Raw genomic sequence first — 15,216 nt, 5'->3', positions numbered from 1 at the left:
GGGGCTCCAGCATGCCTGACGCGAAATATGATGGTTATTGGCGTCAAGAACAAGACCGTAACCGGGCGTAATGCTTCGTGAAGTAGCAAAAATCCGGATTTATCGGCCGTCCGAAGCCCAACATTAACAAGATTTAACCAAATCCCGGTCGCGTTGAGCTTGCCGACCCTTGCAGATCAGAGATTGCGCAGCACCGGCGCCGCCTTGTGGCCCAGCACCCGCCAGGTGCCGGCGAGGCCGATGCCGACCGTGACCAGCAAGGCAAAGACAATGGTTGCCACCGCCACATCGGGCATGAAATGCGACGGCAGCGTCATGACGCGCGCGACAACGAACCACGCCGCAATGCCGCCTGCCGCCAGCGCGAAGATCGCGGTGGCGAGGCCGATCAGCATGTATTCCAGCGAAAAGGCCGCGATCAGCGTCTTCCTGGTGGCGCCCAGCGTCTTCAGCACCACCGCATCGTGGATGCGGGCGCGGTTGCCGGCCGCCAACGCGCCGGCCAGCACCAGCACCGAGGCGATCAGCGCCACCCCGGCCGCGGCCCTGATCGCGGTGCCGAGTTGCGCCACCAGCCGGTTGACGATGTCGAGCGCGTCCTTGACCCTGACTGTCGTCACCGCGGGAAAGGCACGGGTGACAGCGTTGAGAAGACGGGCATCGTCGGCCGGCGACGCGCCCTTTTCGGTGAGCGTCGCCAGCCAGCTGTGCGGCGCGCCGGCAAATGTGCTGGGCGAAAACACCATGACGAAATTGATGCCCATCGTCTCCCACTCGACCTGGCGGAAATTGGCAATCTTCGCTGTCACGTTGCGGCCAAGCACGTTGACGGTGACGGTATCGCCGAGTTTCAGCCCGATCTCTTTGCCTTCCTCGGCCGAAAACGACACCAACGGCTCGCCGGCATAATTGTCGGGCCACCATGTCCCTTCGGTCAGCGTCGCATTCGCAGGAATTCTGGCCTCGTAGGTCAGCCCGCGATCGCCGCGCAGCACCCAGGCCCCTTCCGCCGGGACCTTGACCTTGTCGACGTCGACGCCGTTCAGCGCCATCACCCGGCCGCGCAGCATCGGCACCTTGACCAGCGTGCCTTGCGGCGCCTCCCTGCCGACCAGCGCCGAGAACGCATCGACATCGCTGCTCTGGATGTCGACGAAGAAGAAGTTCGGCGCCCGCTCCGGCAGGCTGCCGGAAATCTGCCGCCTGAGATTGCCGTCGATCAGCGCCAGCGTCACCAGAAGCGTCAGCCCCAGTCCCAGCGACAGCACCACCGACGGCGTCAAGGCGCCCGGCCGATGGATGTTGCCGATGGCGAGCCTGAGCACCGTCGAGCCAACGCGCGGGCTCCTTTTGGCGGCCCACTGCACCAGCGCGCCGACAAGGCGCAGCACCAAAAAAGCAAAAATGGTGGCGCCGACGAAGATCGAGGCGATGTAGCGGTCGCCGGAAAACAGAATGGCCAGCGCCGCCAGCAGCAGCGCGATGCCGAGCGCCGCCGCCGTGTAGAGCGGGCGCGGAAAACCGCGGCCCTCAAAACCCATTTCACGAAACAGCGCCGTCGCCGGCACGTCGCGCGCCCGGCCGAGCGGCAGCAAGGCGAAAGCCAGCGTCACCAGCAGCCCGAACAGCGCCGCCATGCCGAGCGCGCCGGGATAGAATCCGCCTTCCGCCGGCACCGGAATGATCGACTGCAGCGCCGCGCTCGCCGCGAACGGCATCAGCGCGCCAAGCACGACGCCGAGCGTGATGCCAAGCACGGCGATCATCAGGATCTGCACCAGGTAGACGGCAAAGACGAAACCGCCCGAAGCTCCCAGGCTCTTGAAGGTGGCAATGACGCCGCGCTTGCCGTCGAGATAGGCGCGCACCGCATTGGCTACGCCGACGCCGCCGACCACCAGCGCCGTCAGCCCGACCAGCGTCAGGAACTGCGAAAACCGTTCGATATTGGCGGACAACGCCGGTGCTGCATTGCTGCGCGTGCGGATCGACCAGCCGGACTCGGGAAACTCCTCCGCCGCCTGATCCTGAATGGCTTTTATGCGCGTCTCGCCGGTGCCGCCGGGCAGGCGCACCTTGTAGGCGTTCTCGACCAGGCTGCCGGGCTGGATCAAACCGGAAGCGGCAAGCCCGTCCGTCGAGATCATCAGCCGCGGCGCAAAGCCGAAGCCGTCGGATACCGCGTCCGGCTCGTTGACGAGCCGGGCGCGCAGTTCGAAGGTGGCGCTGCCCAGCTTCAGCCGGTCGCCGATCCGAAGGTTCAGCCGCTCGAACAAAAGGTCGGGTGCGGCGGCGCCGAAAACACCGGATTGTTCGCCGAACAATTCCTGCTTCGACAGCGCCGGCTCGGTCTGCAGCGCGCCATAGAGCGGATAGGCGCCGTCGACCGCCTTGGCCTCGACCAGCGCCTGGTCGGAGCCGTCCTCGAGCCGCGCCATCGAGCGCATGTTGGCGCTGTGCGAGACCGTGCCCAGCCCGTCAAGAAAGACCTGCTCGGCCTGCGTCGCGGCGCGCTGATTGAGCTGGAAACGAAGATCGCCGCCGAGCAGCGACTGGCCTTCGTTGGCGACACCGGCGGTAATCGCCCGGGCCACCGAATTTACACCGCCGATCGCCGCCACGCCAAGCGCAATGCAGGCAAGGAAGATCAGGAAGCCGGACAGCCCGCCGCGCATCTCGCGCAGCGAGAAGCGGAAGGCGAGCTTCAGCGTGCGCGACAGCGGCATCAGGCCGGCACCTTGCCAGACTTTGGAACTGGTTCTGGCGCATCCTCGATCCGGCCCGACCGCATCGATACCTGCCGGGAGCAGCGTGCGGCGAGCGCCGGATCGTGGGTGACCAGCACCAGCGTCATGCCGCGCTCGGCCGCTTTGGCGAACAGAAGATCGGCGACCTGCCGTCCCGTAGCCTGGTCCAGATTGCCGGTCGGCTCGTCGGCGATCAGGATACGCGGCGAAGGCGCCAGCGCCCGGGCGATCGCCACACGCTGCTGTTCGCCGCCGGACAATTCGCCGGGATAGTGAGTGACGCGGTCGCTCAAGCCCACCGACTCGAGCTCCCGCGCCGCCACCCCGAACGGATCGGCATGGCCGGCTAGTTCCAGCGGCACTGCGACATTTTCGAGCGCCGTCATGTTGGGAATGAGGTGGAAGGACTGGAAGACGATGCCAATGTTTCGCCCACGAAACAATGCGATCTGATCTTCGCTCTTGCCGTTCAGCAATTCGCCGGCGATTCGTACCATACCCAAATCGACCCTTTCCAAACCGGCCAAAACCATCAGCAGCGTCGACTTTCCCGAGCCCGACGGACCGACAATGCCGGTCGCCTCGCCACTTGCCACGTCGAGGCTGACGCCTTTCAGCACATGGACTGAAGACGCTCCTTCGCCGAGCGTCAGCGATACGTTTTTCAGCGCGATGACGGCTTCTGTCAAAATAAAATCGTCCTATATGGGAAAGGGAGAGGCAGAATTCCGCCTACCGCCAGTATAATGTTCTCGGTCATATGGGGCCTGCCGCATGGCTTTCAAACACCGACTTGCCGCAGCCTTCGTGCTTTTCCTCGGAATTTGCGGCGCCATTTCTTCGGCGCGCGCCGAGCCGTTCAAGATCGTCGGCCTCGGCGACAGCCTGATGGCGGGCTTTGGCCTCGGACCGGACGAAGGCTTCACCCGTAAACTTGAGGCAGCACTTCGCGCCAAGGGCCACGATGTGACCGTCGCCAATGCCGGCGTCTCCGGCGATACGTCGAGTGGCGGCCTGTCGCGGCTCGACTGGTCGGTGCCGGACGGCACGCAGCTTGTCATTCTCGAACTCGGTGCCAACGACATGCTGCGCGGCGTTTCTCCCGATATCATGCAAAAAAATCTGGACGCCATGCTGGCGAAGCTGAAGCAGCGCAACATCGCCGTGCTGCTGGCCGGCATGCGCGCCGCCCCCAATCTCGGCGCCGATTACCAGAACGGCTTTGACGCTATCTTCCCGAAACTGGCGGAAAAACACGGCGTCCCGCTCTATCCATTCTTTCTCGACGGCGTCGCCGGCGAACCAGCTATGCAACTTGAGGACGGCCTGCACCCGAATGCCAAGGGCATCGACCGCATGGTCGAGCGCATACTGCCGGATGTCGAGAAAGCCATTGCCGCGGTTAAGGGCAACTCTTGAAGGGACCGGATTTCGATGAGGCTTACGCATTCCCCGCACGATTTGATTTTAGGCCAGGTGCAACCAACAAACCGCTTGCCCCGCTCGATTTTCGATGATTCGCTAGGGGCAGAGTTCGATTCGAGGACAGGAGGCTTGCCATGCCGCGTCTTTTCACCGCCCTCGAAATACCGCGTGATGCCGCCCTTTCGCTGTCCCTGCTCCGGGGCGGCCTGCCCGGGGCCCGTTGGATCGACGTCGAGAACTACCATATGACGCTGCGCTTCATTGGCGATGTCGAGGGCCATGTGGCCGACGAGATCGCCAACGCGCTCGACCGTGTCCACCGCCCGTCCTTCGCGCTAACACTGTCCGGCGTCGGCGCCTTCGGCCAGAAGAAACCGCACGCGGTGTGGGCCGGCGTCTCCGCCTCGCCCGATCTTGTTGCACTGCAAGCCGAGATCGAGCGCATCTGCCAGCGCCTCGGCATCCCCGCCGACCCGCGCAAATTCATGCCGCATGTGACGCTGGCCAGGTTGCGCAATTCGAGCCCGCTCGACGTCGCCCAGTATCTTTCGGCGCGCGGCAATTTTTCGACGCTGCCCTTCCGTGTCGGCCGCTTCGTCCTGATGTCGTCGCGCGATTCGGTCGGCGGCGGACCCTACATCGTCGAGGAGGCCTGGCCGCTGTCGGGCACTGATGCCCGTGCCTCGAGCCGCGTCGCCAGCGCCTCCGACGCTTCGCGGATCATGCGGTAGACCGAGGCAAACGCCTCCGGCCCCTGATGATAGGGGTCCGGCACGTCGCCCACCTTTCCCTCGGCGAACTCGAGGAACAGATGGACACGGTCGCGCATGGCGGCAGGCACCAGCGCTTTAAGATCCCGGAGATTCGATCGGTCCATGGCGAGAATGAGGTCGAAACGCGAAAAATCGTCCGGCGCCAGCTTGCGCGCCGTCTGTCCGGAAATATCGACGCCGTGCCGCTTGGCGATCGAGATCGAGCGCGGGTCGGGTGCCGAACCGGCTTCCCAGTCGCTGGTCCCGGCCGAATCGAGCAGGATATCCCGATCGAGGCCGCGCTCTGCCAGGACCGCGCGCAACACGCCCTCCGCCAGTGGCGAGCGGCAGATATTGCCGAGACAGACAAAGAGAATGGATTTTATCGGCTTGGCGCTCATCGATCCGGCACTATGCTGATGACTGCAAATCCAGATAGCACAGGAAACGACCATGGCGAGAGAGAAACTGGGCAGGGAGGCGGTCGCCGAGGCGCTGGCCGGGCTCGACGGCTGGTCGCTGGCCGAGGATGGCGACTCGATCGCGCGCAGCTTCACCTTCAGCGATTTTTCCGAAGCCTTCGCCTTCATGACCCGCGTCGCCCTGGCGGCGGAGAAGATCGACCATCACCCCGACTGGTCGAACGTCTACGACACCGTGAACGTGACGCTGAACACCCATGATGCCGGCGGCCTGACCGCGCTCGACTTCGAACTGGCCAGGACGATGAGCCGCTATTTCGGTCAGGTCGTTGGAGATCTGTCGACGCCGTAGCCCCGATTTTCAGGCCGGGGAGCGGCCGAGCTCTTGTAGTGGGCTGGAGCTTTCACCACATTTTCCGCTGGCAGGCGCGCGTGGAACGCCATGCGCAGCCTCGTTAGGAGAGACTGATGGCGCAAAAATCAGGTTTTGATTTCTTCGGCTTTGGCGGCAAGCCGGGCGACGAGATCGAAGTGCGCGAGAAATTCTGGCGCACGGCCAAGCGGGCTGCCCGTCAGATCCCGTTCATGGAGGAACTGGTCGCCGCCTACTACTGCGCCATGGACAAGAACACGCCGCTGCGCGCCAAGGGCATCCTGGTGGCGGCGCTGGGCTATTTCGTGCTGCCGGCTGACGTCATCCCGGACTTCGTCCTCGGACTGGGCTTTACCGACGACATCGCTGTGCTGACCGCCGCGATCACCACCGTCAAAGCCCACATCACATCGGCGCATCGGCTCGCCGCCAAACAGGCGATTGCCGACAACGGCTGAGCCGGCGATAAGGCAGAAAAGTCAAACTCTTGCCGCTTTCGTGGCATCCAAGTCGCCAAAGGGACGTTGCAACTGCCGCTCTCGAGCGACGGGCGCAAGGATGGCGGCGGTTTCCTGGGGTGGATGTCCTTTTCCTGAGGGAACTTCACCGTTTGGTAACCCAGATTAAATCAAAATGAAGCGACGGGCAGGACGCCGAGCCGGCCTGCCTCCGCACCATATATGGGAAAAGCGATGCGCGGATTGATTGCTACAATTTCGAGCCTGGCACTGGTGGCCATGACAGCGCCGGCTCTGGCGCAGTCGGCAACCAAGATCGGCCAGCACAATGCCTGGGGCACCTACAGCTACCAGGCGTCGGGCGGCAAGGTTTGCTATGTGTTGACCGTGCCGACCGACAAGCAGCCGCCGACGCTTGACCATGGCGACATGTTCTTCTTCGTCAGCCAGCGGCCGGGACAGCAAGTGTCTTACGAGCCGCAATTCATCGCCGGCTACAATTTCCAGGAAAACTCCAAGGCCACCGTCACCATCGACGGCAAGAGCTTTTCGATGTTCACCCGCGGCAAGTCGGCCTGGGTCGAAAACGCCGCCGAGGAGCCGGTGCTGATCGCCGCGATGAAAACCGGCAGCGACATGAAGGTGCAGGCGAAGTCCGGCCGCGGCAACACCACCACCTATGTCTTTTCGCTGAAAGGCATTTCGGCGGCGCTGTCGTCCATCGCCAAGTGCAAATAGCCAAAGCCGGGTTTGAGTGAGGGGCCGGTCCGGGCCTGGCACGGCTCTCCCTTCCGCCCTTGTGGGAAGAAGGGTAAAGATCGCCCCTGCATGACTCCGCCGTCAAGCTGTGCTATGCGCCGCGCTTCATTTCGGGCACGATGCTGTAATCGGCCGTAAATCGCTTATATTGGCGCAACAATGACCCTCTCATTCGACCTTACCACTGAAGGCGCCCGTGACGCGTTGCGCGCCCGCGCCGCGCCGGCCGAAAAACCGTCGCTGATCGGCCTGACCCGCGCCGAGCTTGGCGCTGCGCTCGTTGCATCAGGCATCGTGCCGGAGCGCCAGGCCAAGATGCGCGCCCAGCAGCTCTGGCACTGGATGTATGTGCGCGGCGTCTCCGACTTTGCCGGTATGTTCAACATCTCCAAGGATCTGCGCGCCGAGCTCGACAGGCATTTTACCGTCGCCAGGCCCGAGATCGTCGAGGAGCAGATTTCCTCCGACGGCACGCGCAAATGGCTGTTTCGCTTTCCGCCGCGCGGCGCCGGCCGGCCGGTCGAGATCGAGACCGTCTACATTCCCGAAGAAGGCCGCGGCACGCTCTGCATCTCCTCACAGGTCGGTTGCACGCTGACCTGCTCCTTTTGCCACACCGGCACGCAGAAGCTGGTGCGCAACCTGACCGCGGAGGAAATCCTCGCCCAGCTTCTAACCGCCCGCGACCGGCTCGGCGATTTCCCCGACCGCGACACGCCCGATGGCGCGGTCGTTCCGGCCGAGGGCCGGAAAGTGTCCAACATCGTCATGATGGGCATGGGCGAGCCGCTCTACAATTTCGAGGCGGTGAAGAAGGCGCTGCTGATCGCGTCCGACGGCGACGGGCTTTCCCTGTCGAAGAGACGCATCACGCTGTCCACTTCCGGCGTCGTGCCGGAGATCTTCCGCACAGGCGACGAGATCGGAGTCATGCTGGCGATCTCGCTGCACGCCACCAATGACGATCTGCGCGACCTTTTGGTGCCGATCAACAAAAAATATCCCTTGAAAGAGCTGATCGCCGCCTGCCGCGCCTATCCCGGCCTGTCGAACGCCCGCCGCATCACCTTCGAATATGTCGTGCTGAAGGACGTCAACGATTCGATCGAGGACGCCAAGGGACTGATCAAGCTGCTCAAGGGCATTCCGGCCAAGATCAATCTGATCCCGTTCAATCCGTGGCCGGGCACCAACTACCAGTGCTCGGACTGGGAGACGATCGAGAAATTCGCCGACTACATCAACAATGCCGGCTATGCCTCGCCGATCCGCACGCCGCGCGGCCGCGATATCCTCGCCGCCTGCGGCCAGCTCAAGTCGGAATCCGAGCGCATGCGCAAGGTCGATCGGCTCGCGCTGGAAGCAATGATGATCGCGGGGCACGGCGAGGCGTGACCCGCCTTGTCGCCTACTTCATCCGCTTCGCCATCATCCTGATCGGTTATGGCGTTGCCGCGCTGGCGGCCAGCGCTTTCCTCAACGTCATGTTCCTGGCGTCGCTGGGCTATACGCCGGAGCATGTGCAGCCGGCGGCGACGGCCTCGCTGTATTTTTCAATCCCCTTCGTTGCGCTGTTCGTCGCCTATTTCGCCTTTATGCCGGCAGCGGTGGCGATTCTCGTCTCGGAAATCCTCGGACGGCGCGACTGGCTGTTCTATGCGCTGGCGGGCGCGGTGGTCGCGGCGGTCTTCCTCGGCTTCGCCCACCAGACCGCCGACGCCAATTTCGAGATCACCGACCCGCGCGTCGTCGCTGCCGTGATCGGCAGCGGCATGGTCGGCGGCATTTTCTACTGGCTGAGCGCCGGGCGCTCGGCCGGAAGCTGGCGCCAAGCCGGAAGGTCTACTTCGCCTGGGCGGTCAGGATCTTGAGCGCGAAGGCCGAAAACACCCCGGCGAACAGATAGTCGACGACGCGCGTTACCCGCGGGCTTGCTTTCATCGAGGCCGAGAATTTTTCTGCCGCAAAGACCATCGGCGCTGTTACCGGGATCGACAAAACGACGAACATCGCGCCGAGGAAGAACAGTTTTCCGGGCGCGTTCGGATCATGGGCCGAGACGAACTGCGGCAGGAAGGTCATGAAGAACAGGATGATCTTCGGGTTGAGCAGATTGACGCCGAGCCCTGCCGCCCAGGCGCGAAACAGCGAAATCTCCGGCCCGCTCTTCTTCTCGGGCGAAAACGCCGAACCCTTGGTGATCGCCTGCCACGCCAGGAAGACGAGATAGGCGGCGCCGAGAATCTTCAGGACAAAAAAGGCCGCTGGCGAGGCGACGATCAACGCCGAGATGCCGACCACAACAAGCGTGGTGTGGATCAGCGTGCCGAACAGCGCGCCGGCCATCGAGGCAAAGCCGGTGGCGCGGCCATGGCTCAGCGTGCGCGACACGAACAGCGTCATGTCGGGGCCCGGCGTGATCGCCAGGATCACGGTGGCGATGGCGAATTGGATCAGCGTGGTGGTGTCGGGAATGAAGGACATCTGCGGGCCCCTGGATAAAGAAAGCGCAGCCTATAGCGCAAGCGTCTTCTCCGCACCAGCGACTGGCCGGCACAAGGGCTGATCCAGTATGCCAGCAGCGACCGAGGGACCGTTCGTCTCTTGCGCAGCCCGGAAAGGCCGTGATACCTCGCCCGCAAAGAACCCTGTCGCGGAACAGCCAAATGTCGAAAGCAAAAGCCGTCAAGAAGGTCGTGCTCGCCTATTCCGGCGGCCTTGACACCTCCATCATCCTGAAATGGCTGCAGACCGAGCTTGGCGCCGAGGTGGTCACCTTCACCGCCGATCTCGGCCAGGGCGGCGAACTGGAGCCGGCGCGGCGCAAGGCCGAGATGATGGGCATCAAGGACATTCGCATCGTCGACGTGCGCGAGGAGTTCGTCTCCGACTTCGTCTTCCCGATGTTCCGCGCCAACGCCGTCTATGAAGGCACCTATTTGCTCGGCACCTCGATCGCCCGGCCGCTGATCTCCAAGCACCTGGTCGAGATCGCAAAAGAAACCGGCGCCGATGCGATTGCGCATGGCGCCACCGGCAAGGGCAACGATCAGGTCCGTTTCGAGCTTTCGGCCTATGCGCTCAATCCCGACATCAAGGTCATCGCGCCATGGCGCGACTGGTCGTTCAAGTCGCGCACCGACCTGATCAACTTCGCCGAGCAGCACCAGATCCCGGTGCCGAAGGACAAGAAGGGCGACGCGCCGTTTTCGGTCGACGCCAACCTTCTGCATTCGTCCTCCGAAGGCAAGGTGCTGGAAGACCCGTGGAGCGAGCCGCCGGAATTCGTCCACCAGCGCACCATCTCGCCGATGGACGCGCCGGACAAGGTCACCGAGATCGAAATCGAATTCCTGAAGGGCGATCCGATCGCGCTCGACGGCAAGAAACTATCGCCGGCGACGATGCTGGCGGCGCTCAACGATCTCGGCCGCGACAACGGCATCGGCCGGCTCGACCTTGTCGAGAACCGTTTCGTCGGCATGAAATCACGCGGCGTCTACGAGACCCCCGGCGGCACCATCCTGATATCAGCCCACCGGGCGATCGAATCGATCACGCTCGACCGCGGCGCCGCCCACCTCAAGGACGAGTTCATGCCGCGCTACGCCGAGCTGATCTACAACGGCTTCTGGTTCGCGCCCGAGCGGCTGATGCTGCAGGCGATGATCGACAAGAGCCAGGAAGACGTCGAAGGCACGGTGCGGCTGAAACTTTACAAGGGCAACGTCATCGTCACTGGCCGCAAGTCGAAGAAGACGCTCTATTCCGACGCGCTGGTCACCTTCGAGGACGACCGCGGCGCCTACGACCAGAAGGACGCCGAAGGCTTTATCCGCCTCAACGCGCTGAGGTTGCGGACGCTGGCGGCGCGCGGCCGAAAAAGCTAGCCAGTTTCTCTGCACGGAGGGCTTTGGCTCTTAGACCGAGCCCAAAAGGGACGATGGACGGTCGTTGGCGGCCGCCTGCCCCCAGCTGCCAATCACCAGCGTCTGCGACAAGCCGTGAGCTACTACGCCTTCGTCATCCCAGGGCGAAGCAAGGAGCGAAGCGACGCGGCGCAGACCCTGGGATCCATTCCGTGACATCAGCCCAAGAATGCAGCGGCTCAGAACGGCGCTTGCGTCCACCGCTGCGCCAATGGAAGATCGAACTGATCGAGAAGACCAATCCAGAAGGGCCGAGCGCGGAACGGGGTGGTAGCGTTCGGTTCTGGTCCGCAGGAGCACTGCCGCGAGGTGACGGCATGGATCCAAGGGTCTGCGCCGCGTCGCTTCGCTCCTTGCTTCGCCCTAGGATGACGAAGTGGAGGATGTTTCGGCCAATCTCGAATGTCCTTGCGCCCATGAAATCGCCGCTGAAACAATCGACGTTCGCTGCCGCTCGGCTTCCGGGACGGAGACCACTGCGTTGGCCGATGCCTGTTCCGCTGGCCTTTCTGGTGGGGCCTTGAGGAGTTCGAGCCGCCTCGCTCGACCTCGCTGCGATCGAACGCAGGGCCGACATGCCTGCCTATAACGGTTTGCGCTGTCGATCCACCCCGCCTGGCCCATAGCCCGAAGGCACGTCTTCAGCTCAATATCGCCTGAAGAATATGCGAGGGAACCATGCGAAAACTGATCTCCACCGGCTCGCCCTTCGAGAAGGCCGCCGGTTATTCGCGTGCCGTGGTACAGGACGACTGGTGTTTCGTTTCCGGAACAACGGGCTACGACTATGCGACCATGTCGATGCCGGAGACGGTCGAGGCGCAGACGCGCAATTGCCTGGCGACGATTGCCAAGGCGTTGCAGGACGGCGGTTTTGAGATGGCCGATGTGGTGCGGGCGCATTACTACATCTCCGACGCGGCCTTCGTCGACATCGTCTTTCCGATCCTCGGCGAGGCTTTTGGCGACATCAGGCCGGCGGCGACGATGATCGTCTGCCAGCTCAACAAGCCGGAAATGAAGATCGAGATCGAAGTGACGGCGCTCAAGCGCACGGCCTGAGCGCGGCGGCGACGCAGAAGATTGCGCGACGTCGGCGGGCGTCAAGCATCGCCAAAGATGCTCTGAACCAAAGGCTTGCGCGTGAGCCGCTTGGCGTTTAGCAAGGCCGCGGCTTACGACAGCGCCGCGCGTCCTTTTGGACGCGCAAAGGACGCTGTAGAATTTTGGTTCTGCGCATGATCCTTCCGAAATCGATGCCGATTTTGGGGTCATGCGCCACAGTTAGGACGGTTCCGATGGCTTCGAAAAATCTTCTCCTGCTCGCCGGCGACGGCATCGGCCCCGAGGCGATGGCCGAGGTAAAGAAGCTGATCGCCGCCATGAACGACAAGCTCGGCAGTGGTTTCGTCACCGATGAGGGGCTGGTCGGCGGCGGCGCTTATGATGCGCATGGCGCGGCGATTTCCGATGCCGACATGGCCAAGGCGATGGCCGCCGACGCGGTGCTGTTCGGCGCCGTCGGCGGGCCGAAATGGGATGCGGTGCCGTATGAAGTGCGCCCGGAAGCCGGACTGCTGCGGCTCCGCAAGGATATGGAGCTGTTCGCCAATCTCAGACCCGCCATCTGCTATCCGGCGCTGGCGGCATCCTCCTCGCTCAAGCAGGAGGTGGTCGAGGGGCTCGACATTCTGATCGTGCGCGAGCTCACTGGCGGCGTCTATTTCGGCGAGCCCAAGCAGATCATCGACCTCGGCAACGGCCAGAAGCGCGGCATCGACACCCAGGTCTACGACACCTTCGAGATCGAGCGCATCTCGGGCGTCGCCTTCGAGCTGGCACGCACGCGCAAGAATCACGTCACCTCGATGGAAAAGCGCAATGTGATGAAATCAGGCGTGCTGTGGAACGAGGTCGTCACGCAGACGCACAAGACCAGATATGCCGACGTCAAGCTCGACCACATGCTGGCCGACGCCGGCGGCATGCAGCTGGTGCGCTGGCCGAAACAATTCGATGTCATCGTCACCGACAACCTGTTCGGCGACATGCTGTCCGACATCGCCGCCATGCTGACCGGCTCGATCGGCATGCTGCCGTCGGCGTCGCTCGGCGCGCCGGATGCCAAGACGAAAAAGCGCAAGGCGCTTTACGAGCCGGTGCACGGTTCGGCGCCCGACATCGCGGGCAAGGGCATCGCCAACCCGATCGCCATGATCGCCTCCTTCGCCATGTGCATGCGCTATTCCTTCGGCATGGTGGCCGAGGCCGACCGCCTGGAAACCGCCATCGCCGCCGTGCTCGATCAGGGCTTACGCACCAGGGATATCCTGTCCGAGGGCATGACCGAGGTCGGCACCACTGAGATGGGCGACGCGATCATCGCCAGGTTCCTGGGCTGAGCCTGTGGCTGTCGAGGTCCTCTAAATCACTGTGTCGACCAGCTAGGCCCTGACCCCCGCCGGCACCGGGCCCCACTGATTTTCACGGGCCTGCGTCGGGATCAGCGCGAAGACCAGGATGATCAGCCAGCCGATGGTCGGGATGAGCACCGCCAGAAAAAGCCAGCCGGTCAGGCCGATGTCGTGCAGGCGACGCACGTTCAGTCCGATCCAAGGCGGGATTGTCGCCAGCACAAACGCGCCGCAAAGACCGACCGTCGCTGCCGGCAATTCGTCAAGATCGCCCATCGCGTCGTCGATGAAGAGGCCGACGCCGACGACCACGATCAGCGCGATCGCCCAGAACAGGCAATAGCCCCAATATTCCTTGCGGCGGGCACGGCCGGCGAAATTGAAGTAATTTTCAGTCAGGCCCCGCCGGAAGTAGCTCCAAAGGTCGGTGGCGGGAGCATTTTCAGCGAAACGGCCGAAATGTTGCGGCGCCACGGGCGCATTGCCGGCCTGAGACGGGGCCACGGTTGCGTCCGTCGGACTGGCAGCCTGGACACGGATCGAAAAAACCTCGCGTGCCCGTCCGCCAGCCGGCTGGAACTCGATGGCCGTGCCCCTGCCTATCGTCGCCTCTCGGCGCAGATCCTCGCGCGCGAACGTGTAGCGGTTGCCGTCGGCCCCGGAGATGAAACCAAAACCCTGGTCCTCGTCATAGTGAAGCACTTCGCCGCGCATGTCCTGCCCCTCGTCCCGCTGGCCAGACTGTTCAAAGTTGCGGCAGACCGCAAGGGGTGCGTGCGCGGGAGCATCGCTCCAGACAAAAGATAGCGCGCCACTCGTGTTGGAGACGACCAATCGTCGAAGTCTGCGCCGCCCCTCATCGCCCTGCCGGGCACTCCCCGTATAGTGACGGGGAGAAGGACGCTGTCATCGCCGGTTTCGCCAATCGCGGGCGTCGCGGAAAGAACGCCGAGGCTGCGGCCAGCGGGCTTCTCCCGTTTACGGGGAGAAGGTGCCGGCAGGCGGATGAGGGGCGGCGCAGACCTGAATCGATTGCCTTGGCGAGGGCCAGCCCTTGCAGGCCATGACAAGCCAACGATGCCAGCAAATCGCTAAGCCGGCCGCTTCTTCGCTTTCTTGCTCTTGGCGGGTCCGGCCTTGTCGAATTTCGGCTTGCTTGTCTTCCCGGCCCAGGGTTTTGCCTCGAATGCGGCGGGGCGCTGATCGGCTGACGGTGCGCGCTTCTCGAATTTGGGCGCGTTCTGGTCGAACGTCCGCTTGCCGCGGTGCGGCTTCTTGTCCGGCCGTGGCTCCTGATAGCCGGCCCGCGACAGGTCGGGCGTGCCGTCCAGCCGCTTCACCGCGATGTTGTTCTGCAGCTTGCGGTCCGGGCCGATCGCCTGGAGGAACCGATCGGCCCAATCCGCCGCGATCTGCACGAAAGTTTCCTCCGGCTGCATCTTGATGGCGCCGATCTCGCGCTTGGAGATGCCGCCGGTCCGGCACAGCATCGGGATCAGCCAGCGCGGCTCGGCATTCTGCCTGCGTCCCACCGACAGCGAGAACCAGACGCTGTCGCCGAAATCGTCGCGGCGGCTTGGCGCCTCGTCGCGACGGGCAGATCTGTCGCCAGAGGGCCTGTCGCCCGATGGCGTGAACGGAGCGACGTCTAGGAGATCCTCGGGCGCCGAGCGGCTGGAGCGGCACAGACGCACGAAGGCGGCGGCCACCTGATCGGGGCCGTGCTGCTCAAGAAGCGCATTGATGAAGCCGCGTTCATCATCCGTCACAGGCTCGCTGAAAACCGGGTCGGCGAGGATGCGCTCGTCGTCGCGGCGCAGGACGTCGTCGGCCGAAGGCGGGCTTGCCCAGGTCGCCGCAAGGCCAGCGCTTTGCAGCAGCCGTTCGGTGCGCCTGCGGGCATTGTTGGGCACGATCAGCGCCCTGACACCCTTGCG

The 15,216-nt window shown here is 63.7% G+C and carries 16 protein-coding genes; 10 read left to right on the top strand and 6 right to left on the bottom strand.

Going from position 1 to position 15,216, the window contains the following annotated elements; all coding sequences use genetic code 11:
• Positions 1-176: 176 nt before the first annotated feature.
• Complete coding sequence (locus tag AC0L3O_RS12180) at positions 177-2,726, bottom strand: ABC transporter permease (protein ID WP_473615685.1); 2,550 nt, start codon at positions 2,724-2,726, stop codon at positions 177-179.
• The gene (locus AC0L3O_RS12175; protein WP_473615684.1) at positions 2,726-3,436 is read right to left on the bottom strand and encodes an ABC transporter ATP-binding protein; all 711 of its coding nucleotides are present in this window, start codon (positions 3,434-3,436) and stop codon (positions 2,726-2,728) included. Before AC0L3O_RS12175 ends, AC0L3O_RS12180 begins: the two co-directional genes overlap by 1 nt.
• Positions 3,437-3,521: 85 nt before the next feature.
• Between AC0L3O_RS12175 and AC0L3O_RS12170 the strand changes: the two genes are divergently transcribed.
• Both AC0L3O_RS12170 and thpR read left to right on the top strand, forming a co-directional pair.
• Entirely contained in the window at positions 3,522-4,166 is a 645-nt protein-coding gene (locus AC0L3O_RS12170; RefSeq protein WP_473615683.1) for an arylesterase, read from the top strand.
• 140 nt (positions 4,167-4,306) lie between these two features.
• Positions 4,307-4,903, top strand: a complete 597-nt coding sequence (gene thpR, locus AC0L3O_RS12165) for an RNA 2',3'-cyclic phosphodiesterase (RefSeq protein ID WP_473615682.1) — start codon at positions 4,307-4,309, stop codon at positions 4,901-4,903.
• Here thpR and AC0L3O_RS12160 read toward each other — a convergent pair.
• Positions 4,807-5,325: a low molecular weight protein-tyrosine-phosphatase gene (locus AC0L3O_RS12160; protein ID WP_473615680.1), complete on the bottom strand. Its 519-nt coding sequence runs from the start codon at positions 5,323-5,325 to the stop codon at positions 4,807-4,809. The two genes, thpR and AC0L3O_RS12160, sit on opposite strands and share 97 nt — an antisense overlap.
• A 52-nt stretch (positions 5,326-5,377) precedes the next feature.
• Here AC0L3O_RS12160 and AC0L3O_RS12155 point away from each other — a divergent pair, with 52 nt between their 5' ends.
• The 5 genes from AC0L3O_RS12155 to AC0L3O_RS12135 all read left to right on the top strand — a co-directional run bounded on the left by AC0L3O_RS12155 (position 5,378) and on the right by AC0L3O_RS12135 (position 8,807).
• Positions 5,378-5,698, top strand: a complete 321-nt coding sequence (locus AC0L3O_RS12155; protein ID WP_473615679.1) for a 4a-hydroxytetrahydrobiopterin dehydratase — start codon at positions 5,378-5,380, stop codon at positions 5,696-5,698.
• 116 nt (positions 5,699-5,814) lie between these two features.
• Positions 5,815-6,177 carry a YkvA family protein gene (locus AC0L3O_RS12150; RefSeq protein WP_473615678.1) on the top strand — a complete coding sequence of 121 codons (363 nt, stop codon included), beginning with the start codon at positions 5,815-5,817 and terminating at the stop codon, positions 6,175-6,177.
• Positions 6,178-6,411: 234 nt separating this feature from the next.
• Positions 6,412-6,915: an invasion associated locus B family protein gene (locus AC0L3O_RS12145; RefSeq protein ID WP_023803328.1), complete on the top strand. Its 504-nt coding sequence runs from the start codon at positions 6,412-6,414 to the stop codon at positions 6,913-6,915.
• A gap of 180 nt (positions 6,916-7,095) precedes the next feature.
• A complete protein-coding gene (gene rlmN / locus AC0L3O_RS12140) occupies positions 7,096-8,331 on the top strand; it encodes a dual-specificity RNA methyltransferase RlmN (RefSeq protein ID WP_473615677.1) in 1,236 nt (411 codons plus the stop codon).
• Positions 8,328-8,807 carry a hypothetical protein gene (locus tag AC0L3O_RS12135; protein WP_023803326.1) on the top strand — a complete coding sequence of 160 codons (480 nt, stop codon included), beginning with the start codon at positions 8,328-8,330 and terminating at the stop codon, positions 8,805-8,807. Before rlmN ends, AC0L3O_RS12135 begins: the two co-directional genes overlap by 4 nt.
• Here AC0L3O_RS12135 and AC0L3O_RS12130 read toward each other — a convergent pair.
• Positions 8,779-9,420, bottom strand: coding sequence for a LysE family translocator (locus tag AC0L3O_RS12130; protein ID WP_473615676.1), 642 nt, complete (start codon positions 9,418-9,420; stop codon positions 8,779-8,781). The genes AC0L3O_RS12135 and AC0L3O_RS12130 overlap by 29 nt on opposite strands.
• 182 nt (positions 9,421-9,602) lie before the next feature.
• Here AC0L3O_RS12130 and AC0L3O_RS12125 point away from each other — a divergent pair, with 182 nt between their 5' ends.
• From AC0L3O_RS12125 to leuB, 3 genes are all read left to right on the top strand, one after another.
• Positions 9,603-10,826 (top strand): argininosuccinate synthase, encoded by a 1,224-nt coding sequence (locus AC0L3O_RS12125; protein WP_287121033.1) that lies wholly within the window; start codon positions 9,603-9,605, stop codon positions 10,824-10,826.
• Positions 10,827-11,543: 717 nt separating this feature from the next.
• Complete coding sequence (locus AC0L3O_RS12120; RefSeq protein ID WP_473615674.1) at positions 11,544-11,927, top strand: RidA family protein; 384 nt, start codon at positions 11,544-11,546, stop codon at positions 11,925-11,927.
• Between the two features lie 236 nt (positions 11,928-12,163).
• Positions 12,164-13,267 (top strand): 3-isopropylmalate dehydrogenase, encoded by a 1,104-nt coding sequence (gene leuB / locus AC0L3O_RS12115; RefSeq protein WP_473615673.1) that lies wholly within the window; start codon positions 12,164-12,166, stop codon positions 13,265-13,267.
• Positions 13,268-13,309: 42 nt separating this feature from the next.
• On the opposite strand, the gene AC0L3O_RS12110 is transcribed toward leuB, so the two are convergent.
• Positions 13,310-13,993 (bottom strand): DUF805 domain-containing protein, encoded by a 684-nt coding sequence (locus AC0L3O_RS12110; RefSeq protein ID WP_473475971.1) that lies wholly within the window; start codon positions 13,991-13,993, stop codon positions 13,310-13,312.
• A gap of 377 nt (positions 13,994-14,370) precedes the next feature.
• The coding region (locus AC0L3O_RS12105) for a DbpA RNA binding domain-containing protein (protein ID WP_473615672.1) at positions 14,371-15,216 on the bottom strand (846 nt) is incomplete at its 5' end.

The organism is Mesorhizobium sp. WSM4810, assembly GCF_055811235.1.
Note: the sequence above shows the minus strand (reverse complement) of the source record. Positions and strands in the feature narration are given on the sequence as shown.

What these genes read in the sequence shown, in the direction of transcription:
- AC0L3O_RS12155 (WP_473615679.1), top strand. Translation starts at nt 5,378, where the DNA reads ATGGCGAGAGAGAAACTGGGCAGGGAGGCGGTCGCCGAGGCGCTGGCC.
- AC0L3O_RS12130 (WP_473615676.1), bottom strand. Translation starts at nt 9,420, where the DNA reads ATGTCCTTCATTCCCGACACCACCACGCTGATCCAATTCGCCATCGCC.
- thpR (WP_473615682.1), top strand. Translation starts at nt 4,307, where the DNA reads ATGCCGCGTCTTTTCACCGCCCTCGAAATACCGCGTGATGCCGCCCTT.
- AC0L3O_RS12170 (WP_473615683.1), top strand. Translation starts at nt 3,522, where the DNA reads ATGGCTTTCAAACACCGACTTGCCGCAGCCTTCGTGCTTTTCCTCGGA.
- AC0L3O_RS12110 (WP_473475971.1), bottom strand. Translation starts at nt 13,993, where the DNA reads ATGCGCGGCGAAGTGCTTCACTATGACGAGGACCAGGGTTTTGGTTTC.
- leuB (WP_473615673.1), top strand. Translation starts at nt 12,164, where the DNA reads ATGGCTTCGAAAAATCTTCTCCTGCTCGCCGGCGACGGCATCGGCCCC.
- AC0L3O_RS12125 (WP_287121033.1), top strand. Translation starts at nt 9,603, where the DNA reads ATGTCGAAAGCAAAAGCCGTCAAGAAGGTCGTGCTCGCCTATTCCGGC.
- rlmN (WP_473615677.1), top strand. Translation starts at nt 7,096, where the DNA reads ATGACCCTCTCATTCGACCTTACCACTGAAGGCGCCCGTGACGCGTTG.
- AC0L3O_RS12145 (WP_023803328.1), top strand. Translation starts at nt 6,412, where the DNA reads ATGCGCGGATTGATTGCTACAATTTCGAGCCTGGCACTGGTGGCCATG.
- AC0L3O_RS12180 (WP_473615685.1), bottom strand. Translation starts at nt 2,726, where the DNA reads ATGCCGCTGTCGCGCACGCTGAAGCTCGCCTTCCGCTTCTCGCTGCGC.
- AC0L3O_RS12160 (WP_473615680.1), bottom strand. Translation starts at nt 5,325, where the DNA reads ATGAGCGCCAAGCCGATAAAATCCATTCTCTTTGTCTGTCTCGGCAAT.
- AC0L3O_RS12120 (WP_473615674.1), top strand. Translation starts at nt 11,544, where the DNA reads ATGCGAAAACTGATCTCCACCGGCTCGCCCTTCGAGAAGGCCGCCGGT.
- AC0L3O_RS12150 (WP_473615678.1), top strand. Translation starts at nt 5,815, where the DNA reads ATGGCGCAAAAATCAGGTTTTGATTTCTTCGGCTTTGGCGGCAAGCCG.